At 48.6% G+C, this 26,344-nt stretch carries 29 protein-coding genes; all 29 read left to right on the top strand.

What is annotated here, in order from left to right; translation table 11 throughout:
• Positions 1–30 precede the first annotated feature (30 nt).
• The gene (gene rpoC / locus AB9R92_RS00560) at positions 31–3,636 is read left to right on the top strand and encodes a DNA-directed RNA polymerase subunit beta' (RefSeq protein WP_370667620.1); all 3,606 of its coding nucleotides are present in this window, start codon (positions 31–33) and stop codon (positions 3,634–3,636) included.
• Positions 3,637–3,941: 305 nt separating this feature from the next.
• Complete coding sequence (gene rpsL / locus AB9R92_RS00555; protein WP_058382177.1) at positions 3,942–4,361, top strand: 30S ribosomal protein S12; 420 nt, start codon at positions 3,942–3,944, stop codon at positions 4,359–4,361.
• Positions 4,362–4,405: 44 nt separating this feature from the next.
• Positions 4,406–4,876 carry a 30S ribosomal protein S7 gene (gene rpsG, locus AB9R92_RS00550; RefSeq protein WP_058382176.1) on the top strand — a complete coding sequence of 157 codons (471 nt, stop codon included), beginning with the start codon at positions 4,406–4,408 and terminating at the stop codon, positions 4,874–4,876.
• A gap of 50 nt (positions 4,877–4,926) precedes the next feature.
• On the top strand, positions 4,927–7,005 hold the full coding sequence (gene fusA / locus AB9R92_RS00545; protein WP_370667619.1) for an elongation factor G: 2,079 nt from the start codon (positions 4,927–4,929) through the stop codon (positions 7,003–7,005).
• 115 nt (positions 7,006–7,120) lie between these two features.
• Positions 7,121–8,308 (top strand): elongation factor Tu, encoded by a 1,188-nt coding sequence (gene tuf, locus AB9R92_RS00540; RefSeq protein ID WP_370667618.1) that lies wholly within the window; start codon positions 7,121–7,123, stop codon positions 8,306–8,308.
• Between the two features lie 415 nt (positions 8,309–8,723).
• Positions 8,724–9,626 (top strand): branched-chain-amino-acid transaminase, encoded by a 903-nt coding sequence (gene ilvE, locus AB9R92_RS00535; RefSeq protein ID WP_058382173.1) that lies wholly within the window; start codon positions 8,724–8,726, stop codon positions 9,624–9,626.
• A 339-nt stretch (positions 9,627–9,965) separates the two neighbouring features.
• Positions 9,966–11,699 (top strand): biosynthetic-type acetolactate synthase large subunit, encoded by a 1,734-nt coding sequence (gene ilvB / locus AB9R92_RS00530; RefSeq protein WP_370667617.1) that lies wholly within the window; start codon positions 9,966–9,968, stop codon positions 11,697–11,699.
• Entirely contained in the window at positions 11,696–12,208 is a 513-nt protein-coding gene (gene ilvN / locus AB9R92_RS00525) for an acetolactate synthase small subunit (RefSeq protein WP_068871340.1), read from the top strand. Before ilvB ends, ilvN begins: the two co-directional genes overlap by 4 nt.
• 34 nt (positions 12,209–12,242) lie before the next feature.
• Entirely contained in the window at positions 12,243–13,271 is a 1,029-nt protein-coding gene (ilvC, locus tag AB9R92_RS00520) for a ketol-acid reductoisomerase (RefSeq protein ID WP_068871342.1), read from the top strand.
• Positions 13,258–14,799 carry a 2-isopropylmalate synthase gene (locus tag AB9R92_RS00515; RefSeq protein WP_370667616.1) on the top strand — a complete coding sequence of 514 codons (1,542 nt, stop codon included), beginning with the start codon at positions 13,258–13,260 and terminating at the stop codon, positions 14,797–14,799. Before ilvC ends, AB9R92_RS00515 begins: the two co-directional genes overlap by 14 nt.
• 29 nt (positions 14,800–14,828) lie before the next feature.
• Positions 14,829–15,929 carry a 3-isopropylmalate dehydrogenase gene (leuB, locus tag AB9R92_RS00510; protein ID WP_370667615.1) on the top strand — a complete coding sequence of 367 codons (1,101 nt, stop codon included), beginning with the start codon at positions 14,829–14,831 and terminating at the stop codon, positions 15,927–15,929.
• Positions 15,930–15,948: 19 nt separating this feature from the next.
• A complete protein-coding gene (gene leuC, locus AB9R92_RS00505; protein WP_370667614.1) occupies positions 15,949–17,367 on the top strand; it encodes a 3-isopropylmalate dehydratase large subunit in 1,419 nt (472 codons plus the stop codon).
• A gap of 18 nt (positions 17,368–17,385) precedes the next feature.
• Positions 17,386–17,979 carry a 3-isopropylmalate dehydratase small subunit gene (gene leuD, locus AB9R92_RS00500; protein WP_370667613.1) on the top strand — a complete coding sequence of 198 codons (594 nt, stop codon included), beginning with the start codon at positions 17,386–17,388 and terminating at the stop codon, positions 17,977–17,979.
• Between the two features lie 156 nt (positions 17,980–18,135).
• Positions 18,136–19,464: a Na+/H+ antiporter family protein gene (locus tag AB9R92_RS00495; RefSeq protein WP_370667612.1), complete on the top strand. Its 1,329-nt coding sequence runs from the start codon at positions 18,136–18,138 to the stop codon at positions 19,462–19,464.
• A 256-nt stretch (positions 19,465–19,720) separates the two neighbouring features.
• Positions 19,721–20,029, top strand: a complete 309-nt coding sequence (gene rpsJ / locus AB9R92_RS00490; RefSeq protein WP_068459695.1) for a 30S ribosomal protein S10 — start codon at positions 19,721–19,723, stop codon at positions 20,027–20,029.
• A gap of 49 nt (positions 20,030–20,078) precedes the next feature.
• The gene (gene rplC / locus AB9R92_RS00485) at positions 20,079–20,708 is read left to right on the top strand and encodes a 50S ribosomal protein L3 (protein ID WP_058382164.1); all 630 of its coding nucleotides are present in this window, start codon (positions 20,079–20,081) and stop codon (positions 20,706–20,708) included.
• Between the two features lie 28 nt (positions 20,709–20,736).
• Positions 20,737–21,360, top strand: a complete 624-nt coding sequence (gene rplD / locus AB9R92_RS00480) for a 50S ribosomal protein L4 (RefSeq protein ID WP_370667611.1) — start codon at positions 20,737–20,739, stop codon at positions 21,358–21,360.
• Positions 21,360–21,644 carry a 50S ribosomal protein L23 gene (rplW, locus tag AB9R92_RS00475; protein WP_058382162.1) on the top strand — a complete coding sequence of 95 codons (285 nt, stop codon included), beginning with the start codon at positions 21,360–21,362 and terminating at the stop codon, positions 21,642–21,644. Before rplD ends, rplW begins: the two co-directional genes overlap by 1 nt.
• Before the next feature lie 47 nt (positions 21,645–21,691).
• Positions 21,692–22,522: a 50S ribosomal protein L2 gene (gene rplB / locus AB9R92_RS00470; RefSeq protein WP_370667610.1), complete on the top strand. Its 831-nt coding sequence runs from the start codon at positions 21,692–21,694 to the stop codon at positions 22,520–22,522.
• 60 nt (positions 22,523–22,582) lie between these two features.
• Positions 22,583–22,861: a 30S ribosomal protein S19 gene (gene rpsS, locus AB9R92_RS00465; protein ID WP_058382160.1), complete on the top strand. Its 279-nt coding sequence runs from the start codon at positions 22,583–22,585 to the stop codon at positions 22,859–22,861.
• 19 nt (positions 22,862–22,880) lie between these two features.
• On the top strand, positions 22,881–23,222 hold the full coding sequence (rplV, locus tag AB9R92_RS00460) for a 50S ribosomal protein L22 (protein ID WP_058382159.1): 342 nt from the start codon (positions 22,881–22,883) through the stop codon (positions 23,220–23,222).
• A gap of 3 nt (positions 23,223–23,225) precedes the next feature.
• Entirely contained in the window at positions 23,226–23,882 is a 657-nt protein-coding gene (rpsC, locus tag AB9R92_RS00455; RefSeq protein ID WP_370667609.1) for a 30S ribosomal protein S3, read from the top strand.
• Position 23,883: 1 nt separating this feature from the next.
• A complete protein-coding gene (gene rplP, locus AB9R92_RS00450; RefSeq protein WP_058382157.1) occupies positions 23,884–24,318 on the top strand; it encodes a 50S ribosomal protein L16 in 435 nt (144 codons plus the stop codon).
• Positions 24,308–24,508, top strand: a complete 201-nt coding sequence (gene rpmC, locus AB9R92_RS00445; RefSeq protein WP_058382156.1) for a 50S ribosomal protein L29 — start codon at positions 24,308–24,310, stop codon at positions 24,506–24,508. The genes rplP and rpmC overlap by 11 nt, the downstream gene beginning before the upstream one ends.
• A gap of 23 nt (positions 24,509–24,531) precedes the next feature.
• On the top strand, positions 24,532–24,795 hold the full coding sequence (gene rpsQ, locus AB9R92_RS00440; RefSeq protein WP_058382155.1) for a 30S ribosomal protein S17: 264 nt from the start codon (positions 24,532–24,534) through the stop codon (positions 24,793–24,795).
• 47 nt (positions 24,796–24,842) lie between these two features.
• On the top strand, positions 24,843–25,211 hold the full coding sequence (gene rplN / locus AB9R92_RS00435) for a 50S ribosomal protein L14 (protein WP_033542790.1): 369 nt from the start codon (positions 24,843–24,845) through the stop codon (positions 25,209–25,211).
• A 36-nt stretch (positions 25,212–25,247) separates the two neighbouring features.
• A complete protein-coding gene (gene rplX, locus AB9R92_RS00430) occupies positions 25,248–25,559 on the top strand; it encodes a 50S ribosomal protein L24 (RefSeq protein ID WP_058382154.1) in 312 nt (103 codons plus the stop codon).
• 27 nt (positions 25,560–25,586) lie between these two features.
• Positions 25,587–26,126 carry a 50S ribosomal protein L5 gene (gene rplE / locus AB9R92_RS00425; RefSeq protein WP_058382153.1) on the top strand — a complete coding sequence of 180 codons (540 nt, stop codon included), beginning with the start codon at positions 25,587–25,589 and terminating at the stop codon, positions 26,124–26,126.
• Between the two features lie 19 nt (positions 26,127–26,145).
• Entirely contained in the window at positions 26,146–26,331 is a 186-nt protein-coding gene (locus AB9R92_RS00420) for a type Z 30S ribosomal protein S14 (protein ID WP_068489164.1), read from the top strand.
• Positions 26,332–26,344 lie beyond the last annotated feature (13 nt).

Raw genomic sequence — 26,344 nt, 5'->3', positions numbered from 1 at the left:
GAAACTCGAGACAAAAGGGAGGTAGGCTCCTTGATAGATGTAAATAATTTTGAGTATATGAAAATCGGATTGGCATCACCCGATAAAATTCGCTCATGGTCCTATGGGGAAGTCAAGAAACCAGAAACAATCAACTACCGTACGTTAAAGCCCGAAAAAGACGGTTTGTTCTGTGAACGTATTTTCGGTCCTACAAAAGACTGGGAATGCCATTGCGGAAAATACAAACGCGTCCGTTATAAAGGCGTCGTCTGTGACCGCTGTGGAGTCGAAGTAACCCGTTCAAAAGTGCGCCGTGAGCGCATGGGCCATATCGAGCTTGCAGCACCGGTTTCCCATATTTGGTATTTCAAAGGAATCCCAAGCCGCATGGGCCTTATCTTGGATATGTCCCCGCGTTCTTTGGAAGAAGTCATCTACTTTGCTTCTTACGTAGTAATCGACCCGGCAGATACGCCGCTCGAGAAAAAGCAATTGCTTTCCGAAAAAGAATACCGCGCATACCGCGATAAATTCGGCAAGAAATTCCAAGCAGCAATGGGTGCTGAAGCAATCAAACGTTTGCTTCAGGAAATTGACTTGGAACGCGAAACAGATGCGTTGAAAGAAGAACTTAAATCTGCGCAAGGCCAGCGCCGCACACGTGCGATCAAACGCCTTGAAGTAGTTGAGTCTTTCCGCAACTCTGGAAACAACCCGGACTGGATGATCTTGGATGTCCTTCCTGTTATCCCGCCGGAATTGCGTCCGATGGTCCAGCTTGACGGCGGCCGTTTTGCGACTTCTGATTTGAACGACCTTTACCGCCGTGTCATCAACCGCAACAACCGCCTCAAGCGTTTGCTTGACCTTGGTGCACCAAGCATCATCGTCCAGAACGAAAAACGCATGCTTCAAGAAGCGGTCGATGCGTTGATCGACAATGGCCGTCGCGGCCGTCCTGTTACAGGGCCTGGTAACCGTCCATTGAAATCTCTTTCTCATATGTTGAAAGGAAAACAAGGGCGCTTCCGCCAGAACTTGCTCGGAAAACGTGTCGATTATTCCGGCCGTTCTGTAATCGTCGTCGGCCCGAACTTGAAAATGTATCAGTGTGGCTTGCCTAAAGGCATGGCGATTGAACTCTTCAAGCCGTTCGTTATGAAAGAATTGGTTGAACGTGGGCTTGCTCATAACATTAAGAGCGCGAAACGCAAAATCGAGCGTCTCCATTCGGAAGTTTGGGACGTACTTGAAGATGTCATCAAGGAGCATCCGGTTCTCTTGAACCGTGCACCGACGCTTCACAGACTCGGTATCCAAGCATTTGAGCCGACACTTGTTGAAGGTAAGGCAATTCGCCTTCACCCGCTAGTGTGTACAGCTTATAACGCTGACTTTGATGGTGACCAAATGGCTGTTCACGTACCGCTTTCATCTGAAGCACAAGCGGAAGCCCGTCTTCTTATGCTTGCAGCACAGAACATCTTGAACCCGAAAGATGGAAAACCGGTCGTAACGCCTTCTCAGGATATGGTTTTAGGAAACTACTACTTGACGCTTGAGCGCAAAGCCGCAACAGGCGAAGGGGCTACGTTCTCCGGGCCAGAAGAAGTGCTGATTGCATACCAAACTGGCCATGTGCACTTGCACACGCGCATCGCGGTTCAAGCTGGATCAGTAAGCAACCCAACATTTACGGAAGAACAAAATAAAATGCTTCTACTGACTACAGTCGGGAAAGTCATTTTCAATGAAATTCTTCCGAAATCGTTCCCTTATATCAATGAACCTACCGATTACAACCTGCAAGTGGAAACGCCAGCGAAATACTTCGTCCCAACAACGACGGATGTTCGTAAGCATATCCAAGAATCAGAGCTTGTAACGCCGTTCAAGAAGAAAATTCTTGGGGAAATCATTGCAGAAGTATTCAAACGTTTCCATATTACGGAAACTTCACGGATGCTTGACCGCATGAAGAGCCTTGGATTCAAATATTCTACACAAGCCGGCATCACGGTTGGTGTGGCGGATATCGTCGTCTTGCCTGACAAAGGTGAAATTCTAGTTGAAGCCCAAAACAATGTAGATAAAGTGATGAAGCAATTCCGCCGTGGTTTGATTACGGAAGAAGAGCGCTACACACGCGTTATCTCATATTGGAGCAACGCAAAGGATATCATCCAGGAAAAACTGATGGCATCCCTTGATACGCTGAACCCGATTTACATGATGAGTGATTCCGGAGCGCGTGGTAACGCGTCCAACTTCACGCAGCTTGCGGGTATGCGCGGACTCATGGCCAACCCGGCCGGCCGCATCATCGAACTTCCGATCAAATCTTCCTTCCGTGAAGGTCTGACGGTACTTGAATACTTCATCTCGACTCACGGTGCACGTAAAGGTCTTGCCGATACAGCACTGAAAACAGCTGACTCCGGTTACTTGACTCGCCGTTTGGTCGATGTTGCACAAGATGCAATCGTGCGCGAAAATGATTGCGGAACTGACCGTGGTTTGTTGGTTGGTGCCCTCATGGAAGGCACAGAAGTCATCGAAGAGCTTGAAGAACGTATTGTCGGCCGTCACGCTAAGAAAACGGTCCGTCACCCGGAAACAAAAGAAGTAATTGTAGAAAGAGACGCACTTATTACGCAAGACTTGGCTCGCCTCGTAATCGAAGCTGGCATCAAAGAAGTGACGATCCGTTCTGCCTTTACTTGCAATACGAAACACGGCATTTGCAAAAAATGTTATGGTACGAACCTTGCGACAGGCGACGAAGTGGAAGTCGGCGAAGCAGTCGGTATCATCGCTGCCCAGTCCATCGGTGAGCCAGGTACACAGCTTACGATGCGTACGTTCCACACAGGCGGTGTAGCAGGAGACGATATCACACAAGGTTTGCCGCGTATCCAAGAGATCTTCGAATCCAGAAACCCGAAAGGCCAAGCAGTCATTTCCGAAATCACCGGTACGATTACCGAGATTGATGAAATCCGTGAAGGCCAGAAGGAAATCACGATTCAAGGCGACGTGGAAACACGCAAATACTTGGCGCCTTACAATGCGCGTTTGAAAGTTCAAGTAGATGATACGATCAAGCGCGGCGAAGTGCTGACAGATGGTTCCATCGATCCGAAGCAATTGCTTCAAGTGAAAGAAGTTCAATCTGTTCAATTGTATCTATTGAAAGAAGTTCAGAAAGTTTACCGCATGCAAGGGGTAGAAATCGGCGATAAGCACGTAGAAGTTATGGTTCGTCAAATGTTCCGTAAAGTCCGCGTCATTGAAGCTGGAGATACTGACTTGCTGCCAGGTTCCCTTCTTGATATTCACCAGTTTACAGAAGCAAACGAAAAAGCAGTGCTTGCCGGCAATATGCCAGCAACTAGCCGACCTGTCATCCTCGGGATCACGAAAGCTTCCCTTGAGACAGAATCGTTCTTGTCTGCTGCGTCCTTCCAAGAAACGACTCGCGTCCTTACCGATGCGGCGATCAAAGGAAAACGCGATGAGCTTCTCGGACTTAAAGAGAATGTCATCATCGGAAAACTGGTTCCAGCAGGAACTGGCATGCAACGCTACCGCCAGATCGAAATCGAGCAAAGCGAAAAAGCCCAGCAAGAAGAGATCGTCGGAAGCGAATCATAAGGTAGAAAAACGAATCCTGGAGGGCTATACGCTCTCCGGGATTTTTTTATAAGTTTAGGTTGACAGTTGCGATACAGGAATGATAGTATATTAAGGGTTGATGATTATCGATCTTTGCATGTCAGGAATATGATCATCAGGTACGAAGCAAAAACAGTAAAAGCGTTCAGCTTTGCTGGATGTAGCCATTATGGCATTACTGGATACCGGTTTTTGTGTGAAATCACAAAGACTTTGTTTTTTACCCAAAAATGAACCACCTGGATATGTGGTATTAGAACACCTTTTGAGAGGAGGAAAAATCGATGCCTACTATTAACCAATTGGTTAACAAGCCTCGTAAACCGAAAAGCACTAAATCAGACTCACCAGCGTTGAACAAGGGGTATAACAGCTTCAAAAAGTCACAGACTAACTTGAGCTCTCCGCAAAAACGCGGCGTCTGCACACGTGTTGGAACGATGACACCTAAAAAACCAAACTCCGCATTGCGTAAATACGCGCGTGTACGTTTGACAAACCAAATTGAGGTCAATGCATATATCGGCGGCGAAGGCCACAACCTTCAAGAGCACAGTGTTGTTCTTATCCGCGGAGGACGCGTAAAAGACCTTCCGGGTGTACGTTACCATGTTGTACGCGGCGCACTTGATACTGCTGGAGTAAACGGCCGTATGCAAGGACGCTCTAAATATGGAACAAAACGCCCTAAAGCAAAAAAATAATAACAATGAATTAACGATAGTTTTCGTTGAAAGGAGGAACATACATGCCTCGTAAAGGTCCTGTAGCTAAACGTGACGTGTTGCCAGATCCGATTTATAGTTCGAAATTGGTAACTCGTCTAATTAACAAATTGATGGTTGACGGAAAAAGAGGTACTTCACAAAAGATCCTCTACGGTGCGTTCGAACTAATTAAAGAACGCAGCGGGAAAGATCCGATCGAAGTATTCGAACAAGCTTTGGAAAACATCATGCCGGTTCTTGAAGTTCGCGCTCGCCGTGTTGGTGGTGCCAACTACCAAGTACCAGTTGAAGTTCGTCCAGAACGCCGTACGACTCTTGGACTTCGCTACCTAGTAAACTACTCACGTCTTCGTGGGGAAAAAACTATGGAAGAGCGTCTAGCTAACGAAATCCTAGATGCTGCCAACAATACTGGTGCTTCCGTCAAAAAACGTGAAGATATCCACAAAATGGCAGAAGCCAACAAAGCATTTGCTCATTACCGCTGGTAAATTCTTGCGACACTTAAAATCTTATTTCGAGACGGAAGGAGAAAGACCATATGCCTAGAGAGTTCTCCTTAGACCATACACGTAATATCGGAATCATGGCTCACATCGATGCCGGTAAAACGACTACTACGGAGCGTATTTTGTATTACACAGGCCGTATCCATAAAATCGGCGAAACGCACGAAGGTGCTTCTCAAATGGACTGGATGGAGCAGGAGCAAGAGCGTGGAATCACGATCACATCTGCTGCGACAACAGCTTCATGGGAAGGCCACCGTGTTAACATCATCGATACTCCTGGACACGTAGACTTCACGGTTGAAGTTGAACGTTCATTGCGTGTACTTGATGGTGCTGTAACGGTTCTTGATGCCCAATCAGGCGTTGAGCCGCAAACAGAAACTGTATGGCGCCAAGCGACAACATACGGAGTCCCGCGTTTGGTATTCATTAACAAAATGGATAAAATCGGCGCTGACTTCCTGTATTCAGTAGGCACTCTTCACGATCGCCTGCAAGCTAACGCACACCCGATTCAATTGCCAATCGGCGCAGAAGACGAGTTCTCAGGGATCATTGACCTTGTAAACATGAATGCGCGTTTCTACGCTAACGATTTGGGAACTGAAATCACTGAAGGGGAAATTCCTGAAGAGTACAAAGAGCAAGCGGAAGAATACCACACGAAATTGGTAGAAGCAGTCGCTGAGCTTGATGAAGACTTGATGGAAAAATACCTTGGCGGTGAAGAACTTACTGTTGACGAACTTAAAGCTGCAATCCGTAAAGGAACGCTTGACGTTGAGTTCTACCCAGTAGTTTGCGGAACTGCTTTCAAAAACAAAGGTGTTCAATTGATGCTTGATGCAGTAATTGATTACCTGCCATCTCCACTAGATGTACCGCCAATGACAGCGGTGCGTCCGGATTCAGACGAAGAAGTATTGCGTAAAGCATCTGAAGACGAGCCTTTCTCTGCTCTGGCATTTAAAGTAATGACAGACCCGTATGTAGGGAAATTGACGTTCTTCCGTGTTTACTCCGGTACTTTGAAATCTGGTTCATACGTTCAAAACTCTTCTAAAGGCAAGCGTGAGCGCGTGGGACGTATCCTGCAAATGCACGCAAACTCCCGTGAAGAGATCGCTGAAGTATACTGCGGGGATATCGCTGCTGCGATCGGCCTGAAAGATACTTCAACAGGCGATACGCTATGCGACGAGAAAGACCAAGTAATCCTTGAGCGCATGGTCTTCCCGGAACCGGTTATCTCACTTTCAGTAGAGCCGAAATCCAAAGCGGACCAAGACAAGATGGGCCAAGCCCTTGCGAAATTGCAAGAAGAAGACCCAACTTTCCGTGCGCATACAGACCAGGAAACTGGCCAAACGATCATCGCTGGTATGGGTGAACTTCACCTTGATATCCTAGTTGACCGTATGAAACGTGAATTCAACGTTGAAGCAAACGTCGGAGCTCCTCAGGTATCTTACCGTGAGACATTCCGCCAGTCTGCAAAAGTTGAAGGGAAATTCGTACGTCAATCCGGTGGACGTGGTCAGTTCGGACACGTTTGGATCGAATTCTCTCCAAACGAAGAAGGCGCTGGCTTTGAGTTCGAAAATGGAATTGTCGGTGGTGTTGTTCCACGTGAATACATCCCAGCAGTTGAAGCGGGTCTTCGCGACTCACTTGATAACGGTGTAGTTGCCGGTTATCCATTGATCGACATTAAAGCTCGTTTGTTCGACGGATCTTACCATGATGTTGACTCCAACGAGATGGCGTTTAAAGTTGCTGCTTCTATGGCACTGAAAAACGCTGTATCAAAAGTTAACCCGGTAATCCTTGAGCCGATCATGAAAGTTGAAATTGTAATCCCTGAGGAATACCTTGGCGATATCATGGGTGACGTTACGTCTCGCCGTGGACGCGTAGAAGGTATGGACGCTCGCGGAAACGCACAAGTTGTCCGTTCAATGGTTCCACTTTCTGAAATGTTCGGTTATGCAACAAACTTGCGTTCTAACACGCAAGGCCGCGGTGTGTTCTCTATGCACTTCGACCACTACGAAGAAGTGCCGAAATCCATCGCTGAAGAAATTATCAAGAAAAATAAAGGCCAATAATTGAATTTTGACCTTTAATCAAGTATAAATAGTTTGTACGCCCAATCTGCAGTCCGCTGCAGTTTGGGTACTCAAACGACTATTATTAACTTACATTCTGAGGAGGATTTTTCTAATGGGTAAAGCTAAATTTGACCGTTCTAAAACACACGCTAACATTGGTACAATCGGACACGTTGACCATGGTAAAACAACTTTGACTGCAGCAATCGCTACAGTTCTTGCTAGAGCATCAGGCGGGGAAGCTCGTTCTTACGACCAAATCGATAACGCACCTGAAGAAAAAGAGCGCGGTATCACAATCAACACTTCTCACGTTGAGTACGAAACTGAAACACGCCACTATGCACACGTTGACTGCCCAGGTCACGCTGACTATGTCAAAAACATGATCACTGGCGCTGCACAAATGGACGGCGGGATCCTAGTAGTATCTGCTGCTGACGGCCCAATGCCACAAACTCGTGAGCACATCTTGCTTTCACGTCAAGTAGGCGTACCTTACCTTGTAGTATTCATGAACAAATGCGACATGGTAGACGACGAAGAGCTTCTTGAACTAGTTGAAATGGAAGTTCGCGACCTATTGTCTGAATATGACTTCCCTGGCGATGACATCCCAGTCATCAAAGGTTCTGCGCTTAAAGCCCTTGAAGGCGAGCCAGAATGGGAAGAAAAAATTCTTGAGTTGATGGCTGCTGTTGATGAGTACATCCCAACTCCAGAACGCGACACTGACAAGCCATTCATGATGCCAGTTGAGGACGTATTCTCAATCACTGGCCGTGGTACAGTTGCAACTGGCCGTGTTGAGCGTGGACAAATCAAAGTCGGCGATAACGTTGACATCATCGGTCTTACTGAAGAGCCAAAATCTACAACTGTTACAGGCGTAGAAATGTTCCGCAAATTGCTTGACTATGCTGAAGCTGGCGACAACATCGGCGCACTTCTTCGCGGAATCTCCCGTGACGACGTTCAGCGTGGACAAGTTCTTGCTAAACCAGGCACAATCACGCCACACACAAACTTCAAAGCTGAAGTTTATGTTCTTTCAAAAGAAGAGGGTGGACGTCACACTCCATTCTTCACAAACTACCGTCCGCAGTTCTACTTCCGTACAACTGACGTAACTGGCGTTTGTAACCTTCCTGAAGGAGTAGAAATGGTTATGCCTGGCGACAACATCGAAATGGATGTTGAGCTTATCTCACCAATCGCTCTTGAAGAAGGTACTAAGTTCTCTATCCGTGAGGGTGGACGTACTGTAGGCGCTGGCGTTGTAGCTTCTATCCAGAAGTAATTCGCTTGTGTTTTAATCCCCTAACTCATTATGAGTTAGGGGATTTTTTTGCGTTTTTCTAAAATAAAAACGAACATTGTGTGACAGGACGATGGAGTTTACAGGCTCGACAGATCTACGTGCTTGCGGGGGCATTTTCATTATAAGCTAACGGTTAGAAGGCAGGCGCCTATTTTTTATACGCAATATATCGCATTTCTATAAAATATTCAAACTTTTTTAAAAACATTTGAAACCGCGCCACTAAAGCAATGTAAACGGATACAAATGATTTCAATGTTCAGAATTAGCGAAAAAATCGCATTTTGTTTGTTGACACCCTTTGGAATAGGCGATATGATAGCAACAATTTAACAGAACAAAGCATTTGCAGCGCCAATCCTTATAAAAAATTTCGGAGAAAGAAGTGGACATCATGACTGAACAAGTAATCTATATGAATGGTGAATTTGTAAAAAAGGAAGATGCCAAGGTTTCGGTTTACGATCATGGCTTCCTATATGGCGACGGAGTCTTCGAAGGCATTCGTTCTTACAACGGAAATGTCTTTCGCTTAGAAGAACACCTGGAGCGCCTTTACGATTCGGCTAAATCAGTGATGCTTGAAATTCCGCACACTTTCGAAGAAATGACGCAGCTGGTCGTGGAAACGCTCCGGCAAAATAAATTGAAGGATGCGTATATCCGCTTAGTCGTCTCACGCGGGGTCGGAAATTTGGGGCTCGATCCATTCAGCTGTGCAAAGCCGAATGTCATCGTGATCGCAGAGCCGCTTTCTTTATTTCCGAAAGCCTTGTACGACAGCGGCATTGAAATCGTCTCAGTTGCTTCCAGAAGAAGCCGTTCAGATGTCTTGAGCCCGAAAGTAAAATCGCTGAACTATATGAACAACATTCTAGTGAAGATTGAAGCAAGCCTGGCTGGTGTTTCTGAAGCGCTTATGCTGAACGATCAAGGTTACGTGGCTGAAGGGTCGGCCGATAATATCTTCATCGTCCGCAAAAACAAATTACTGACGCCTCCCGGATATGTAGGGGCGCTAGAAGGAATCACGCGCAACGCGATCATGGAAGTGGCAGCTGAAAAAGGCTACCAAATGGAAGAAGGCGTCTTTACCAGACACGATGTTTACGTTGCAGACGAAGTGTTCCTGACGGGGACGGCAGCAGAAGTCATCGCCGTCATCAAAGTCGATGGACGCGTAATCGGCGACGGCAAGCCAGGACCTGTCACGAATGACCTTCTCGAAGCATTCCGTGAGCTCGTGCAGCAAGATGGCGTCAAAGTGTATAACGAAGAACATCTAAACGTAGTATAAATTCATATGATCAATTCAATGACGAGGTTAAAGCAAATGGAATACAGCATTTACAGAGAGCCGGGGTGGTGGAAGCCGGCAATGCTGCCAAATGCGACATCCCCTCTGAGTGGAATGCTGAACGGCTTCGGCCTTCTAGGTGTTCCCGGTGACTGCAAGCGACGGGTTATCGTTATCAGCGGATAAGCAATTATCCAAGAGGCTGCAAATCGCAGTGAAATAGGGTGGTACCATGAAGCTTTTTCATCCCTATGCAAAGAAGATGTCTTCTTTGTGTAGGGATGGAAAAGCTTTTTCATTTGCTACTTCCGAAGACTTAAGAAGAAGGAGGCGGAAAGATTGGGAGTAAACGTAAAGGTCAGAGAAGAACTCAAACAAGGATTATCCGGCAGCGGGGCGGACGTATTAATTCAATCATTGAAACAGCAGGGTGTTGAGATCATTTTTGGCTACCCGGGAGGCGCGGTTCTGCCAATCTACGATGCTTTGCATCGAAACCCGATCCGCCACATATTAGCGAGGCACGAACAAGGCGCGATCCATGCAGCGGAAGGCTACGCCAGAGTTTCCGGAAAAGCAGGAGTGGTCATTGCCACATCCGGGCCTGGGGCGACGAACCTCGTCACCGGGATTGCAGATGCCATGCTCGATTCATTGCCGCTCGTCGTCTTTACCGGGCAAGTGGCTACATCGGTCATCGGAACCGATGCTTTCCAGGAAGCGGATATTGTCAGCATCACCCAACCGATCACGAAACATAATTACCAGGTGAAAAAAGCGGAAGACTTGCCGCGGATCATCAAAGAGGCATTCTTTATCGCATCGACAGGGCGCCCGGGGCCGGTTGTCGTCGATATCCCGAAAGACGTGTCGACGATGCTATTCGCCGGCAGTGAAGAACAAGCGGATGCAGATGTTTACTTGCCGGGCTATCAACCGACGATTTCGCCGAATTATCTGCAGATCCAAAAAGCAGTGCAATTATTGTCCAAAGCGAAAAAACCGGTGATTCTAGCAGGAGCCGGGGTGTTGGCAGCGAGAGCGTCCGAAGAGCTTCAAGCTTTTGCGGAACATCATCAAATCCCGATCGTGAATACCTTGCTTGGACTCGGAACAGTCGGCGGCGATCACGAATTGTTCCTCGGCATGGGGGGCATGCACGGAACGTATGCAGCGAACACGGCGATTTGCGAATGTGATGTCTTGCTTAATATCGGTGCCCGTTTTGATGACAGGCTCACGGGGAACTTGGCATCGTTTGCGCCGAATGCGGAAGTCATCCATATCGATATCGATCCTGCGGAAATCGGGAAAAACGTCCCGACAGCGATCCCAATTGTATCGGACGCCAAGGCAGCGCTGATGGAACTATTGAAAAGCAATTTTGAGAGCCCGGATACAACAGAATGGCGCATCAAGCTGAATGCATACCAAGAAGCCTACCCGCTTCAGTATCATCAAAAAGAACGTGTTGGCATCATGCCGCAACAAGCGGTCGAATTGATCCATCGTTTGACCGGTGGCGACGCGATCGTCACGACGGATGTCGGCCAGCACCAAATGTGGACGGCTCAGTACTACCGCTTCAACAACCCGCATAACTGGGTGACATCCGGCGGCCTTGGAACGATGGGCTTCGGCTTTCCGGCAGCGATCGGGGCGAAATTCGCAAGACCGGAAGAAACGGTGGTTGCCGTCGTCGGCGATGCCGGTTTCCAAATGACGATGCAGGAATTATCGCTATTGCAGGAATACCGGTTGCCGGTGAAAATTGTCATCTTGAACAACCAAAGCCTTGGGATGGTTCGCCAGTGGCAGGAAACCTTCTATGAGGAGCGTTATTCCCAATCGATGATGCCGGTGCAGCCGGATTTCGTGAAACTGGCAGCTGCTTACGATCTCGACGGTTATAAAGTCGAAACGATGGAAGAAGCGGAAGAAGTGTTCCAAAAAGCGTTTGAATCAGATGGCCCAGCGCTCATCGATTGCCGGGTAATCCAACTCGAATGCGTGTACCCGATGGTCGCGCCAGGCAAAGGGCTCAACGAAATGATCGGGGTGAAGGGCGAATGAAGCGAGTAATCACAACGACGGTCATCAACCAGAGCGGCGTCTTGAACCGAGTCACCGGGCTGTTGATGAAACGCCAATTCAATATAGAAAGCATTTCGGTCGGGCATACCGAGCAAGCAGGCATTTCCAAAATGACCTTCGTCGTCAATGTGGAAGATGAAGGGAAGCTTGAGCAATTGCTCAAACAGCTGCAAAAGCAAATCGACGTCTTGAAAGTCAATGACATTACCGATAAGGCGATGGTCATGAGAGAGCTCGCCTTGATCAAAGTAGTCGCACCGCCCGCTGCGCGCAGCGAGATTTACAGCATCGTGGAACCGTTCCGCGCGACTGTGGTCGATATGAGCAAAAACGTCACCACGTTCCAAGTGACAGGCGACCCTGAGAAGATCGAAGCCTTCATCGATTTGATGAAGCCATACGGCATCAAAGAATTAACGAGAACCGGCGTATCCGCTTTTGTCAGGGAAACACAAAAAGCCCATACACCGCAATTGAACATCCTTTAAACTAAAAACCCAAAACCCGAGGAGGAAATTAAAAATGGCAAAAATGTATTATAACCAAGACGTAAACGATCAGGCTCTAAAAGGACAAACAATCGCGGTGATCGGCTACGGTTCACAAGGGCATGCACACGCGCAGAACTTAAACGATTCAGGCTTCAAAGTAGTGGTCGGCGTGAGACCCGGCAAATCATTCGACCAGGCAAAGCAAGACGGCCTGGAAGTGGCGACAGTAGCGGAAGCGGCGCAAGCGGGCGACGTCATCATGGTCCTCGTGCCGGATGAGCGCCAGACACAAATCTACGAAGAGTCGATCAAGCCGCATCTAACGGCAGGCAAATCACTGGTCTTCGCACATGGATTCAACGTTCATTTCAACCAAATCGTGCCGCCGAAAGATGTGGACGTGTTCCTTGTCGCCCCGAAAGGACCGGGACATCTTGTCCGCAGAACGTTCGAAGCAGGAGCAGGCGTACCGGCATTATTCGCGGTACATCAAGATGTATCCGGTAATGCGAAAGATACCGCTTTGGCTTATGCAAAAGGCGTCGGCGCTGCACGTGCCGGAATCCTCGAGACGACATTTAAAGAAGAAACGGAAACGGACTTATTCGGTGAACAAGCGGTACTATGCGGCGGGGTGACGTCGCTCGTCAAAGCCGGATTCGAGACATTGGTGGAAGCGGGCTATCAGCCGGAACTGGCATACTTCGAATGCTTGCACGAACTGAAATTGATTGTTGACCTAATGTATGAAGGCGGCATGTCCGGCATGCGCTACTCGATCTCCGATACGGCGCAGTGGGGAGACTTCGTATCCGGCCCGCGCATTGTCGATGCCGATACAAAAGCCCGCATGAAAGACGTCTTGACGGATATCCAAACCGGCAAATTCGCCAAAGGCTGGTTGCTTGAGAACCAATTGAACCGCCCGGAATTCACGGCGATCGAAAACGCCGAAGCGGAACACCAAATCGAACAAGTCGGGCGTGAATTGCGTGCCATGATGCCATTTGTCAATGAAAACAAAAAACCAAAAGAGGTGGCTGCTAATGTCTCAAATTGATATTTTCGATACGACACTACGGGACGGAGAACAGTCGGCCGGGATCAACTTGAATACAGCTGAGAAAATCGAAATCGCCCGCCAGCTCGAACGTCTAGGCGTGACGATTATCGAATCGGGGTTCCCGGCTTCATCGCCAGGAGACTTCGACGCAGTGCAGCGGATAGCCGGTACGGTGAAGAACTCTATCGTAACGGGACTGTCCCGCTCCATGAAAGCGGATATCGACCGGACATGGGATGCCTTGAAGGGTGCGGAACAACCACATATCCACATCTTCCTGGCGACATCGCCCATCCATATGGAACATAAATTGATGAAAACACCGGAACAGGTCGTCGATATCGCTGTCGAATCTGTCCGTTATGCGAAAAAATTCTTCCCGCTCGTCCAGTGGTCGGCGGAAGATGCTTCAAGATCCGATCCGGAATTCTTGGCGCACATCATCAAGAAAGTCATCGAAGCGGGCGCCACGACCGTCAATTTGCCGGATACGGTCGGTTATGCGACACCGGAAGAATACGGGGCGATGTTCCGTTACATGACGGAAAACGTACCGGGCATCGAGAACGTCAAGCTGTCCGCGCATTGCCACAACGACCTTGGCATGGCGACAGCGAATACGCTCGCCGCGATTGAAAACGGCGCGACACAAGTCGAAGGCACGATCAACGGCATCGGTGAACGCGCAGGAAACGTGGCGTTGGAAGAGATTGCGGTAGCGCTCCACATCCGCAAGCAATTCTATGAAATCGAAACCGGCATTAACTTGAACGAAATCAAGCGCTCGAGCCAATTGGTCAGCCAATTGACGGGCAGCATCATCCAGCCGAATAAAGCAGTCGTCGGGAAGAACGCCTTTGCGCATGAATCAGGCATCCACCAGGACGGCATGCTGAAAAACCCGCTGACCTATGAAATCATCACGCCGGAACTGATCGGCGATGCGGCAACTGAGTTGGTGCTTGGCAAACATTCCGGCAGGCACGCATTCCGCGACCGCGCAGTGAAGATGGGCTTCGAGTTGCCTGATGCTAAATTGAACGAAGCATTCATCGAGTTCAAGAAACTCGCCGACCGCAAAAAGCAGATTACGGAAGACGATTTGTTTGTCTTGCTGACGGACCAGCAAATCAATGACAGCGAAACACCGGTCTACGAACTTGAAAGCGTGCAAGTCCAATACGGCACAGCGAATATCCCGACAGCGACAGCCTCGGCAATCGGCCCGGACGGCACTATGATCCACGAAGCGGCAACCGGCTCCGGTTCAGTCGAAGCGATATTCAATACGCTTGAACGCATCGTCGAAGGCAAAGTGCATATACTCGACTACCGCGTGACATCGATCGGCAAAGGCCGCGATGCACTCGGTGAAGCCGTCATCAATATGAGCTATGACGGAGAGACCGTGACAGGCCGCGACGTCGCGCAAGACGTTTTGGAAGCGACGGCGAAAGCTTATTTCAACGCAGTGAACCGCCAGCTCGTGAAACAGGGAAATAAAACAAAGATCCAAGCAGTATAAAAAAGCAAACCCACAGAGGAGGAATTACTATGGAAAAGACAATCGCAGTATTGCCAGGAGACGGCATCGGACCAGAAGTAACAGAGGCGGCAGTAAAGGTGCTGAAATCCATTGCGATGCGCTATGGGCACACATTCCATTGGAAATTCGCGGCCATCGGGGGAGCGGCAGTCGATGAGTTCGGCAACCCGCTGCCAAAAGAAACCGTTGATGCGTGTGAAGCGAGCGATGCCATCCTCCTCGGTGCGGTGGGCGGCCCGAAATGGGACAACAACCCGGCAGATCAGCGCCCGGAAAAAGGGCTGTTGAATATCCGCAAACACTTCGGCTTATTTGCCAACGTCCGCCCGGTCAAGGCGGTACCGGCACTTCTCGGATCTTCTCCTCTAAAAGAAGAAATCGCGCGAGAAGTGGACATGGTCATCGTCCGTGAACTGACCGGCGGCTTGTATTTCGGAGAACCGAAACGCCATAACGAAACTTCCGCGGTCGATACACTTGTCTACACGCGGGCGGAAATCGAGCGCATCGTCGACCAGGCATTTGAAATGGCCCGTTCGCGGCGCGGCAAATTGGCTTCAGTCGATAAAGCGAACGTCTTGGAGTCGAGCAAGCTATGGAGAAAAGTCGTCGAAGAACGCAAGGCGGGTTATCCGGACGTGGAAGTCGAACATATGCTGGTCGATTCGGCGGCCATGAAATTGATTACCAACCCACGGGCGTTTGACGTCGTGGTAACGGAGAACATGTTTGGCGACATCTTGAGCGATGAAGCATCGGTGATCACCGGCTCGCTTGGCATGCTGCCGTCCGCGAGTATCCGTTCAGACGGTTTCGGCTTGTACGAACCGGTACACGGTTCGGCACCGGACATCGCAGGGCAAAACAAAGCGAATCCATCGGCAGCGATGTTGTCGGCAGCGATGATGCTGCGCCAATCGTTCGGCATGGATTCAGAAGCATCGGCAATTGAAGATGCGGTCATGAGCGTCTTGGAAGATGGCTATTGCACAGGCGATTTGTCGGCTTGCGGCAATAAAGTCATCTCGACAGAACGATTCGTGGAAAAAGTGATCGAAGAATTGGAACGGGAATTCGTGTCGGAACACATCATGTTTTCCTACGTGTAAATGGAAGGGGCACTCTGCTATGGCAAAAACGATTATTGAAAAAATCTGGGAGCAGCATATTGTATTCGAAGAGCCGGGAAAACCCGACCTGTTGTATATCGACCTTCACCTCTTGCATGAAGTCACTTCTCCGCAGGCATTTGAAGGCTTGCGCTTGAACGGCCGGAAAGTAAGGCGCCCGGACCTATGCTTTGCGACTATGGACCATAACGTGCCGACGCGCAACCGCTCCGTGATCAAAGATCCGATTTCCCGCAAGCAGATCAAGACGCTTCAGGAAAACTGCGACGAGTTCGGCGTTCCGCTCGCTGGGATCAACCATCCCGACCAAGGCATCGTCCACGTCATCGGGCCGGAACTCGGCCTCACGCAGCCAGGCAAGACGATCGTCTGCGGCGATAGCCATACGTCCACGCACGGAGCGTTCGGCGCTTTGGCGTTTGGCATCGGGACGAGTGAAGTGGAACATGTCTTGTCGACGCAAACGCTTTGGCAGTCCAAGCCGAAAACGATGGAAATCCGCATCGACGGCGAACTGGGTTTCGGCGTTTCCGCAAAAGACGTGATCCTTGCGATCATCTCAAAATACGGTGTCGATATGGGAACCGGGCATATCATTGAATACACCGGAGAAGCGATCCGCAATTTGTCGATGGAAGAACGCATGACGATCTGCAATATGTCCATCGAAGCGGGGGCACGCGCCGGTCTTGTCAGCCCAGACGAAACAACAGTCGAATATTTGCGCGGTAGAAGAAACGTGCCAGAAGGCGAAGCGTTTGAGCGTGAAGCCGAACGTTGGTTGTCTCTGGCGACAGACGAAGGCGCAAGCTACGACATATCGCACACGATCCATGCGGACGATATTTCCCCGTTCGTCACATGGGGCACCAACCCGTCGATGGGCTCAGGCATCGCCGAACGCGTGCCGACAGCGGCGCATTACGACAAGCAGGAAGACCGAGACGCTTTGCGCCAAGCGCTTGCTTATATGCAGTTAGAAGAAGGCGCCCCGCTCTCTTCCATCGCCATTCAGCACGTCTTTATCGGCTCATGCACGAATGCGCGCCTCAGCGATTTGCGGGCAGCGAGCGAAATCGTCAAAGGCAGAACGGTGCATCCGGCGGTCACGGCGATTGTGGTGCCGGGATCTGAAACCGTCAAGCGTGCAGCTGAAGCGGAAGGGCTCGACCAAGTGTTCTTGCAGGCAGGCTTTGAATGGCGCGAAACAGGCTGCAGCATGTGCCTCGCAATGAACGAAGATGCCGTACCGGCAGGAGAACGTTGCGCATCTACTTCCAACCGCAACTTTGAAGGGCGCCAAGGCGCAGGCTCCATGACGCATTTGGTCTCACCCGTAATGGCGGCAGCGGCTGCAATTGAGGGGCATTTGACGGATGTCCGCAACTATATGAAAGAACCTGTGCCCTCGGCATAACGGAAGGAGGAACTGAATGTGAAACCCATCAATGAAATTTCGAGCGTCTTGACGCCGCTCGACCGCAAAAACGTCGATACCGACCAAATCATTTCAAAGGAATTCCTCAAACGCATCGAGCGCACGGGGTTCGGCAAGTATTTGTTCTATCATTGGCGTTTTAACGCTGACGGTACACCGAATCAAGACTTTGTCTTGAACGACCCGCGCTTCCGAGATTCCGAGATTCTTGTGGCACAGGAAAACTTCGGCTGTGGTTCCTCCCGTGAACATGCGCCGTGGGCCATTCTGGACTATGGCTTCCGTGTCGTCATTGCACCAAGCTATGCGGATATCTTCTATAATAACTGCGTGAAAAACGGCATCTTGCCGATCCGCCTCAATGAAGCGGAAGTGACGGCCTTGTTGGAAAAAGGCAAACAGGAACCATACCGCCTTGACGTCGACCTGAAACACCAAACGGTGACAGCGGAAGACGGCGCCAGCTATTCATTCGATATCGACCCGTACTGGAAAGAAATGCTGTTGAACGGCTGGGATGAAATCGCCTTGACGATTCAATACGATTCCTACATCCAGGCATACGAAGAAAAAACGCAGCAAACCCAATAAAGCACCGCCGCTCTTTGCCCTTGTTCGGATAACGAGGCAGGGAGTGGTTTTTTTAGTGGAATAAAATCGCCGTTTCGCTGTGTTGACATCATTGGGCAGATTTGTTACTTTAGTAAAGTGCTTTAACGCTTTAGCAAACTAAAGGAGAAATGAACAATGAATGCAGTTATTATCGCTGTTTTAGTGATGCTCATATTGAGCTTGCTTCGTGTCAACGTCGTCTTTGCCTTATTGATCGGCGCACTCGCCGGTGGGCTAAGCGGGGGGCTCAGCTTCACTGAAACTTTGACTTCCTATACAGACGGTCTCGGTGCGGGGGCAACCATCGCACTAAGCTACGCCATGCTCGGCGGATTCGCCGTCGCCATTTCGCGCACCGGCATACCGGAATTGCTCGTTGCCGGTGTATTGAAACTGGTCAATAAAGAAGGGGAGGCGACGCGCGAGAATTTGGCGAAGGCGCTTATCATCTTTGCGCTGTTCGCGATGGCCATCTTCTCGCAAAACTTGATCCCGATCCACATCGCCTTTATCCCGCTCTTGGTGCCGCCGATTCTGCACATCCTGAATGAATTGCGCATCGACCGCCGGCTTATCGCCTCCGTCCTGACATTCGGCCTGACGGCGCCGTATATCTTATTGCCGTATGGCTTTGGGTTGATCTTCCACGAGATTCTCGCCACGCAGATGGAACTCGCGGGCATGCCGATCGATATGGCGGATATCCCGAAAGCGATGGCGCTGCCGGTCGCCGGCTTGTTCCTCGGTTTAGTCGTCGCAGTTTTCATTTCTTACCGCAAGCCGCGTGACTACCGCGAAGTAAGAGCAGCCAGTACTATAGAAGAAACTCCAAAACGGACCGCTTCTGTCAAAGACATCATCGTGACCGTGATTGCGTTGATCGCCGCGCTCTATGCGCAGATCCAAAGCGATTCGATGATCATCGGCGCACTCGCCGGCATCCTCATCCTCTACGTCTTCGGGGCAATGAAATGGAAAGAAGCGGACGACGTGCTGACGGCAGGCATGCGCATGATGGCCTTCATCGGTTTTGTCATGATTTCAGCGAACGGATTCGCTTCGGTCATCCAAGCGACCGGTGCCATCGACACATTGGTCGAGAATGCGGCGGCCATCTTCGGCGACAACAAAGGCCTGGCGGCACTCGCCATGCTGATCGTCGGCTTGTTCGTCACGATGGGCATCGGTTCGTCGTTCTCGACGATCCCGATCATCGCCGCGATCTTCGTTCCGCTCAGTATCGAGTTCGGATTCTCGACGATGGCCATCATCGCTTTGATCGGGACAGCGGGCGCACTTGGCGATGCCGGGTCGCCAGCTTCGGATTCGACGCTTGGGCCGACCGCGGGACTTAATGTCGACGGACAGCACAATCACATCTGGGATACAGTGGTCCCGACATTCATCCATTACAATATCCCGCTCGTCCTGTTCGGCTGGATTGCCGTCATGTTTTTAGGATGAGTCCGAAAGATTTCGACTATTATCGTATCGGTTGAAACTGAAAAGAATCCTGCTATACTAGTAAAAGCGAATGAAAAAGAATTTCGTGCAAAGTCTTGCGGAATTCTTTTTTATTTTGTATAATGGTGAATGTTGGTCTTTGACTGCGAAGAAGCGAGAGGTTACCGACACACCCGGCCGCTTTGCCATGGCGAGTGTGAGGAAAATTTTCGTGGAGAAGTCTATCCCAAAAATAGGCGAAAAGGGAGGGAAAATAATGGCAAAACAAAAAATTCGTATCCGTTTGAAAGCATATGATCACAGAATCCTGGATCAGTCTGCTGAAAAGATTGTTGAAACTGCTAAACGTTCAGGTGCTAGCGTATCAGGTCCGATACCGTTGCCGACAGAAAAGTCTGTTTACACAATCTTGCGAGCTGTCCACAAATATAAAGATGCTCGCGAACAATTCGAAATGCGCACACACAAACGTCTGATCGATATCGTTAACCCGACACCACAGACTGTTGACGCGCTAATGAAACTGGATCTACCATCCGGCGTTGATATTGAAATCAAACTATAATTGGTAAACGAAAATAAAAAACATAAAATTTTGCAGGAGGTGTGACGACATGACCAAAGGAATCTTAGGTAGAAAAATCGGTATGACGCAAGTTTTTGCTGAGAACGGTGATTTGATCCCTGTAACTGTAATCGAAGCTGCTCCAAACGTAGTGCTTCAGAAAAAAACAGTTGAAGTGGATGGCTACGAATCGGTACAACTTGGTTTTGATGACAAACGCGAAAAGCTTTCGAACAAACCAGAGAAAGGCCACGTAGCAAAAGCAAACACTGCTCCTAAGCGCTTCATTCGCGAACTTCGCAATGTAAACTTAGCTGATTACGAGATTGGTCAGGAAGTCAAAGTAGATGTATTCGCAGAAGGCGATGTAGTAGATGTAACAGGAACTACGAAAGGTAAAGGTTTCCAAGGTGTTATCAAACGCCACGGACAATCACGCGGACCGATGACTCACGGTTCACGCTACCACCGTCGTCCTGGTTCAATGGGGCCTGTTGCTCCGAACCGCGTATTCAAACAGAAGAAATTGCCTGGTCAAATGGGCGGCAACACGGTCACTATCCAAAACCTTCACATCGTGAAAGTGGATGCTGAGCGCAACTTGCTTCTTATTAAAGGGAATGTTCCTGGCGCACGCAAATCACTAATCCGTGTTAAGTCGGCTATCAAAGCTAACTAATCACATTTGAAGAAAGGAGGAAACAAGAATGCCTAAAGTAGCTTTACTAAACCAAACCGGTTCACAAGTTGGCGATATCGAATTGAACGATCTTGTCTTCGGCATTGAACCAAATGAATCTGTACTTTTTGATGCAGTCGTTGCACAACGTGCTTCATTGCGTCAAGGTAACCATAAAGTTAAAAACCGTTCTGAAGTAGCTGGTGGCGGAAGAAAGCCATGGAAGCAAAAAGGAACTGGACGTGCCCGCCAAGGTTCGATCCGCTCACCACAATGGCGTGGAGGCGGTGTCGTATTCGGCCCGACACCACGCAGCTATAGCTACAAACTTCCGAAAAAAGTCCGTCGCTTGGCTCTTCGTTCTGCATTGTCTTCGGCAGTAGCAAACGAGAACCTGATGGTACTTGAAGGGTTGGCTTTCGAAGCACCAAAAACAAAAGAATTCACGAAACTCGTGAATGATTTGTCTGTGGGCAAGAAAGCGTTGTTCGTAACAGCTGACCTTGATGAGAACGTGGCACTATCTGCACGCAACATCAAAGGCATGACAGTTGTTCCGGCAAACGGAATCAACGTATTGGACTTGCTTGGCCATGACAAAGTTGTCATGACTAAAGGAGCCGTAGAAAAAATCGAGGAGGTGCTTGGTTAATGGAAGCACGTGACATTCTAAAGCGTCCAGTCATTACCGAGCGTTCTTCTGAGGTAATGGCGGAGAAGAAGTACACTTTCGAAGTGGACGTTCGCGCTAACAAAACTCAAGTTAAACATGCAGTTCAGGAAGTCTTCGGCGTTCAAGTTGAGAAAGTCAACATCATGAACTACAAAGGCAAATTCAAACGCATGGGCAAACACGCAGGCTACACGAACAAACGCCGTAAAGCGATCGTGAAATTGACTGCTGATTCAAAAGACATCGAACTATTCGAAATGTAATTGCATAAGTTCTGAACAAGAACTAATCAAAGAAGGAGGGAAACAACGTGGGGATTAGAAAATATAAACCTACCACTAACGGTCGTCGTAACATGACTAGTTCGGATTTCGCTGAAATCACAACGAACAAGCCTGAAAAGTCGCTTTTGCAACCGACGAAGCGTAAAGGCGGCCGTAATAACCAAGGTAAAATCACTGTACGCCACCACGGGGGCGGACATAAGCGCCAATACCGCGTGATCGATTTCAAACGTAACAAAGATGGCATTCCAGGTCGCGTTGCTACGATCGAATACGATCCGAACCGTTCTGCAAACATCGCACTTATCCATTACGCTGACGGAGAAAAACGTTACATCCTTGCACCTAAAGGTGTTCAGGTTGGCACGCAAATCATGTCAGGGGCTGAAGCAGACATCAAAGCAGGTAATGCTTTGCCGTTGCTCAACATCCCAATGGGTTCTACTATCCACAACATCGAGTTGAAACCAGGCGGAGGCGGCCAATTGGTACGTTCTGCAGGAGCTTCAGCACAGGTGCTTGGTAAAGAAGGAAAATACGTAACAGTTCGCTTGCAATCAGGCGAAGTTCGCATGATCCTTGCAACTTGCCGCGCAACTATCGGCGCTGTCGGAAACGAGCAGCACGAATTGATCAACATCGGTAAAGCAGGACGTAACCGCTGGAAAGGCAATCGCCCAACTGTCCGCGGATCTGTCATGAACCCGAACGATCACCCACACGGTGGTGGTGAAGGACGTTCGCCAATCGGACGTAAATCTCCAATGTCTCCATGGGGCAAACCAACTCTTGGATACAAAACACGTAAGAAAACGAACAAATCCGATAAATTCATCGTACGTCGCCGCAAAAAATAATTTGATTTCGCTGCGGTTCTCGATACGAACCGTGGTGCAATCACGAAGGGAGGATCCCAAATGGGTCGCAGCTTGAAAAAAGGACCTTTTGTAGACGATCATCTTATGAAGAAAGTCGAAGCGCAAAAGGAATCTGAGAAAAAACAAGTGATCAAAACTTGGTCTCGCCGTTCTACAATTTTCCCGACATTCATCGGACTAACAATTGCAGTATACGATGGCCACAAACACATCCCTGTATACGTGACTGAAGATATGGTAGGCCATAAACTTGGTGAATTTGCCCCAACGCGCAAATACGCAAGCCATGGTGCAGACGATAAGAAAACAAGACGTTAATTGAGAGGAGGATTTCCCCATGCAAGCAAAAGCTGTTGCTAGAACAGTACGTATTGCTCCTCGTAAAGTCCGTTTAGTAGTAGATTTAATCCGAGGCAAGCAAATCGGTGAAGCGGTCGCAATTTTGAACCACACTCCTAAAGCAGCATCCATTGTTGTTGAGAAGTTGTTGAAATCTGCAGCTGCTAACGCTGAACACAATTACGAAATGAACATCGAGAACCTTGTCATCAGCGAAGTATTCGTTGACGAAGGGCCGACTTTGAAGCGTTTCCGTCCACGTGCAATGGGACGCGCAAGCGCGATCAACAAACGCACAAGCCACATCACACTAGTGGTATCTGAGAAGAAGGAGGGATAATTCGTGGGACAAAAAATTCATCCAATTGGAATGCGAATCGGAATCATCCGTGATTGGGAGTCGAAATGGTACGCTGAAAAAGACTACGCGACACTCCTTCACGAAGATTTGAAAATCCGTGAATACATCGAAACACGTTTGAAAGAAGCTTCAGTTTCGAAAATCGAAATCGAGCGCGCTGCAAACCGTGTAAACGTAACAATCCACACTGCTAAGCCAGGTATGGTAATCGGTAAAGGTGGCTCTGAAGTAGAAGTACTTCGTACGCAACTGAACTCGATGACTGGCAAGCGTGTCCACATCAACATCGTAGAAATCAAAAGAGCTGATCTTGATGCGAAATTGGTCGCTGAAGGAATCGCACGCCAGCTAGAAAACCGTGCATCTTTCCGCCGTGCTCAAAAACAAACGATCCAACGTACTATGCGTGCAGGCGCTAAAGGGATCAAAACTCAAGTATCTGGACGTCTAGGCGGAGCTGACATTGCCCGTGCTGAGTCCTATAGCGAAGGAACTGTTCCGCTCCATACATTGCGCGCAGACATCGACTATGCGCACGCTGAAGCAGACACTACTTATGGTAAGCTTGGCGTAAAAGTATGGATCTACCGCGGTGAAGTCCTTCCAACCAAGAAGAATTCTGAGGAAGGAGGCAAATAATATGTTATTGCCAAAACGCGTAAAATATCGTCGTGAACACCGTGGCAAGATGCGCGGAGAAGCGAAAGGCGGCAAAGAAGTCGCATTCGGCGAATATGGCCTGCAGGCTCTTGAGTCTTCATGGATCACTAACCGCCAAATCGAATCTGCCCGTATCGCTATGACACGTTACATGAAACGTGGCGGTAAAGTCTGGATCAAGATTTTCCCTCACAAGCCATACACGAAAAAGCCTCTTGAAGTACGGATGGGTTCCGGTAAAGGTTCACCTGAAGGCTGGGTAGCGGTTGTAAAAACCGGTAAAATTATGTTCGAAATCGCTGGAGTATCTGAAGAAGTTGCACGCGAAGCATTGCGTCTTGCCTCTCACAAACTGCCAGTGAAAACGAAATTCGTAAAACGCGAAGAAATTGGTGGTGAATCGAATGAAAGCTAATGAAATCCGTGACCTAACCACTGCTGAAATCGAACAAAAAGTGAAATCACTGAAAGAAGAGCTTTTCAACCTTCGCTTCCAATTGGCTACTGGTCAATTAGAAAACACGGCTCGCATCCGCGAAGTACGTAAAGCGATTGCCCGTATGAAAACTGTGATTCATGAAAGAGAACTCAGTGGCAACAACTGATAATTCGAGAGGAGGTTGCAAGTATGTCTGAGCGTAACCAACGCAAAGTATACACAGGCCGCGTCGTGTCTGACAAAATGGATAAAACCATCACAGTAATGGTTGAAACTCAAAAAAAGCACGCGCTTTATGGCAAACGTGTAAAATACTCTAAGAAATTCAAGACTCATGATGAGAACAACGAAGCGAAAATGGGCGACATCGTTCGCATCATGGAAACTCGTCCACTATCAGCTACAAAACGTTTCCGTTTAGTGGAAGTCGTCGAAAAAGCTGTCATCATCTAATTTAAATAAGTTCGGAATCCTAAAAGTTCCGGAGGGAGGTTACCTAAGTGATCCAACAGGAAAGTCGTTTAAAAGTTGCAGACAACTCGGGTGCTCGTGAAGTACTTACGATTAAAGTGCTTGGTGGTTCTGGTCGCAAGACAGCAAACATCGGTGACGTAATCGTTTGTACCGTGAAAAAAGCAACACCAGGTGGCGTTGTTAAGAAAGGTGAAGTCGTTAAGGCTGTCATCGTTCGCACGAAAAGCGGAGCTCGCCGTAAAGACGGTACTTACATCAAATTTGATGAAAATGCATGTGTGATTATCCGCGACGATAAAGGTCCACGCGGAACACGTATCTTCGGACCAGTTGCACGTGAACTTCGTGACAACAACTTCATGAAGATCGTTTCACTTGCTCCTGAAGTTCTATAAAACATCCAACGTGCGATACCAAGGAGGTGCGACAGAATGCATGTAAAAAAAGGCGATACAGTTAAGGTCATCTCTGGGAAAGACAAAGGCAAAACAGGAGTTGTTTTGACTGCTCTACCTAAGAAAGACCGTGTGCTCGTTGAAGGTGTTAACATCGTCAAAAAGCATACAAAACCGAACCAGGCAAGCCCGCAAGGCGGAATTGTCAGCCAAGAAGCTGCGATCCACGTTTCCAACGTGATGGTAGTTGACCCTAAATCCGGCGAGCCGACTCGCGTAGGATACAAAATGGAAGACGGCAAAAAAGTTCGTGTTGCAAAAAAATCCGGTGAAAAATTAGATAAATAAAATTCCTGAATGAGGGGAGGTACAAACATGAACCGCCTACAAGAAAAATATGTGAACGAAATCACACCTGCTCTAGTGAGCAAGTTTGAATATTCATCAGTAATGCAGGCACCAAAAGTTGACAAGATCGTTATCAACATGGGTGTCGGTGAAGCTGTACAGAACACAAAATCACTTGATTCTGCTGTTGAAGAATTGCAGACGATCACTGGTCAAAAGCCAGTCATCACAAAAGCTAAGAAATCTATCGCTGGCTTCCGTCTTCGTGAAGGCATGCCAATCGGATGTAAAGTTACACTACGCGGTGAGCGTATGTATGACTTCCTGGACAAATTGATTGCGATCTCACTACCACGTGTACGTGACTTCCGCGGCGTATCGAAAAAATCTTTCGACGGACGCGGCAACTACACACTTGGTGTGAAAGAACAATTGATCTTCCCTGAAATCGATTATGATAAAGTTTCTAAAGTACGCGGTATGGATATCGTAATTGTGACAACTGCGAACTCTGATGAAGAAGCTCGTGAGTTATTGACACAATTCGGTATGCCGTTCCAAAAGTAAAGATGAGGGAGGCGTAAACGTGGCTAAAAAATCAATGATTGCTAAACAAAAACGCACGCCAAAGTATAAAGTACAAGAGTACACTCGCTGTGAACGATGCGGACGTCCGCATTCAGTACTGCGCAAATTCAAACTTTGCCGTATTTGTTTCCGTGAACTTGCATATGTGGGACAAATTCCTGGCGTCAAAAAAGCCAGCTGGTAATCCCCTAAATTGG

Origin of the sequence: Planococcus sp. SSTMD024 (assembly GCF_041320495.1) — a bacterium.
Taxonomy (GTDB): Bacteria; Bacillota; Bacilli; order Bacillales_A; family Planococcaceae; genus Planococcus.
The sequence above is the reverse complement of the archived record's forward strand: the minus strand, read 5'-3'. Positions and strand labels throughout refer to the sequence as shown.

Bases quoted from the DNA above. Each gene is read 5' to 3' on its own strand.
- rpsG (WP_058382176.1), top strand. From the start codon at position 4,406: ATGCCTCGTAAAGGTCCTGTAGCTAAACGTGACGTGTTGCCAGATCCG.
- rplP (WP_058382157.1), top strand. From the start codon at position 23,884: ATGTTATTGCCAAAACGCGTAAAATATCGTCGTGAACACCGTGGCAAG.
- ilvC (WP_068871342.1), top strand. From the start codon at position 12,243: ATGGCAAAAATGTATTATAACCAAGACGTAAACGATCAGGCTCTAAAA.
- rplW (WP_058382162.1), top strand. From the start codon at position 21,360: ATGGAAGCACGTGACATTCTAAAGCGTCCAGTCATTACCGAGCGTTCT.
- rplC (WP_058382164.1), top strand. From the start codon at position 20,079: ATGACCAAAGGAATCTTAGGTAGAAAAATCGGTATGACGCAAGTTTTT.
- leuB (WP_370667615.1), top strand. From the start codon at position 14,829: ATGGAAAAGACAATCGCAGTATTGCCAGGAGACGGCATCGGACCAGAA.
- ilvN (WP_068871340.1), top strand. From the start codon at position 11,696: ATGAAGCGAGTAATCACAACGACGGTCATCAACCAGAGCGGCGTCTTG.
- AB9R92_RS00515 (WP_370667616.1), top strand. From the start codon at position 13,258: ATGTCTCAAATTGATATTTTCGATACGACACTACGGGACGGAGAACAG.
- AB9R92_RS00495 (WP_370667612.1), top strand. From the start codon at position 18,136: ATGAATGCAGTTATTATCGCTGTTTTAGTGATGCTCATATTGAGCTTG.
- rplX (WP_058382154.1), top strand. From the start codon at position 25,248: ATGCATGTAAAAAAAGGCGATACAGTTAAGGTCATCTCTGGGAAAGAC.
- leuC (WP_370667614.1), top strand. From the start codon at position 15,949: ATGGCAAAAACGATTATTGAAAAAATCTGGGAGCAGCATATTGTATTC.
- rpsQ (WP_058382155.1), top strand. From the start codon at position 24,532: ATGTCTGAGCGTAACCAACGCAAAGTATACACAGGCCGCGTCGTGTCT.
- rpsS (WP_058382160.1), top strand. From the start codon at position 22,583: ATGGGTCGCAGCTTGAAAAAAGGACCTTTTGTAGACGATCATCTTATG.
- rpsJ (WP_068459695.1), top strand. From the start codon at position 19,721: ATGGCAAAACAAAAAATTCGTATCCGTTTGAAAGCATATGATCACAGA.
- fusA (WP_370667619.1), top strand. From the start codon at position 4,927: ATGCCTAGAGAGTTCTCCTTAGACCATACACGTAATATCGGAATCATG.
- ilvE (WP_058382173.1), top strand. From the start codon at position 8,724: ATGACTGAACAAGTAATCTATATGAATGGTGAATTTGTAAAAAAGGAA.
- tuf (WP_370667618.1), top strand. From the start codon at position 7,121: ATGGGTAAAGCTAAATTTGACCGTTCTAAAACACACGCTAACATTGGT.
- rplE (WP_058382153.1), top strand. From the start codon at position 25,587: ATGAACCGCCTACAAGAAAAATATGTGAACGAAATCACACCTGCTCTA.
- rplD (WP_370667611.1), top strand. From the start codon at position 20,737: ATGCCTAAAGTAGCTTTACTAAACCAAACCGGTTCACAAGTTGGCGAT.
- rplV (WP_058382159.1), top strand. From the start codon at position 22,881: ATGCAAGCAAAAGCTGTTGCTAGAACAGTACGTATTGCTCCTCGTAAA.
- rpsL (WP_058382177.1), top strand. From the start codon at position 3,942: ATGCCTACTATTAACCAATTGGTTAACAAGCCTCGTAAACCGAAAAGC.
- rpmC (WP_058382156.1), top strand. From the start codon at position 24,308: ATGAAAGCTAATGAAATCCGTGACCTAACCACTGCTGAAATCGAACAA.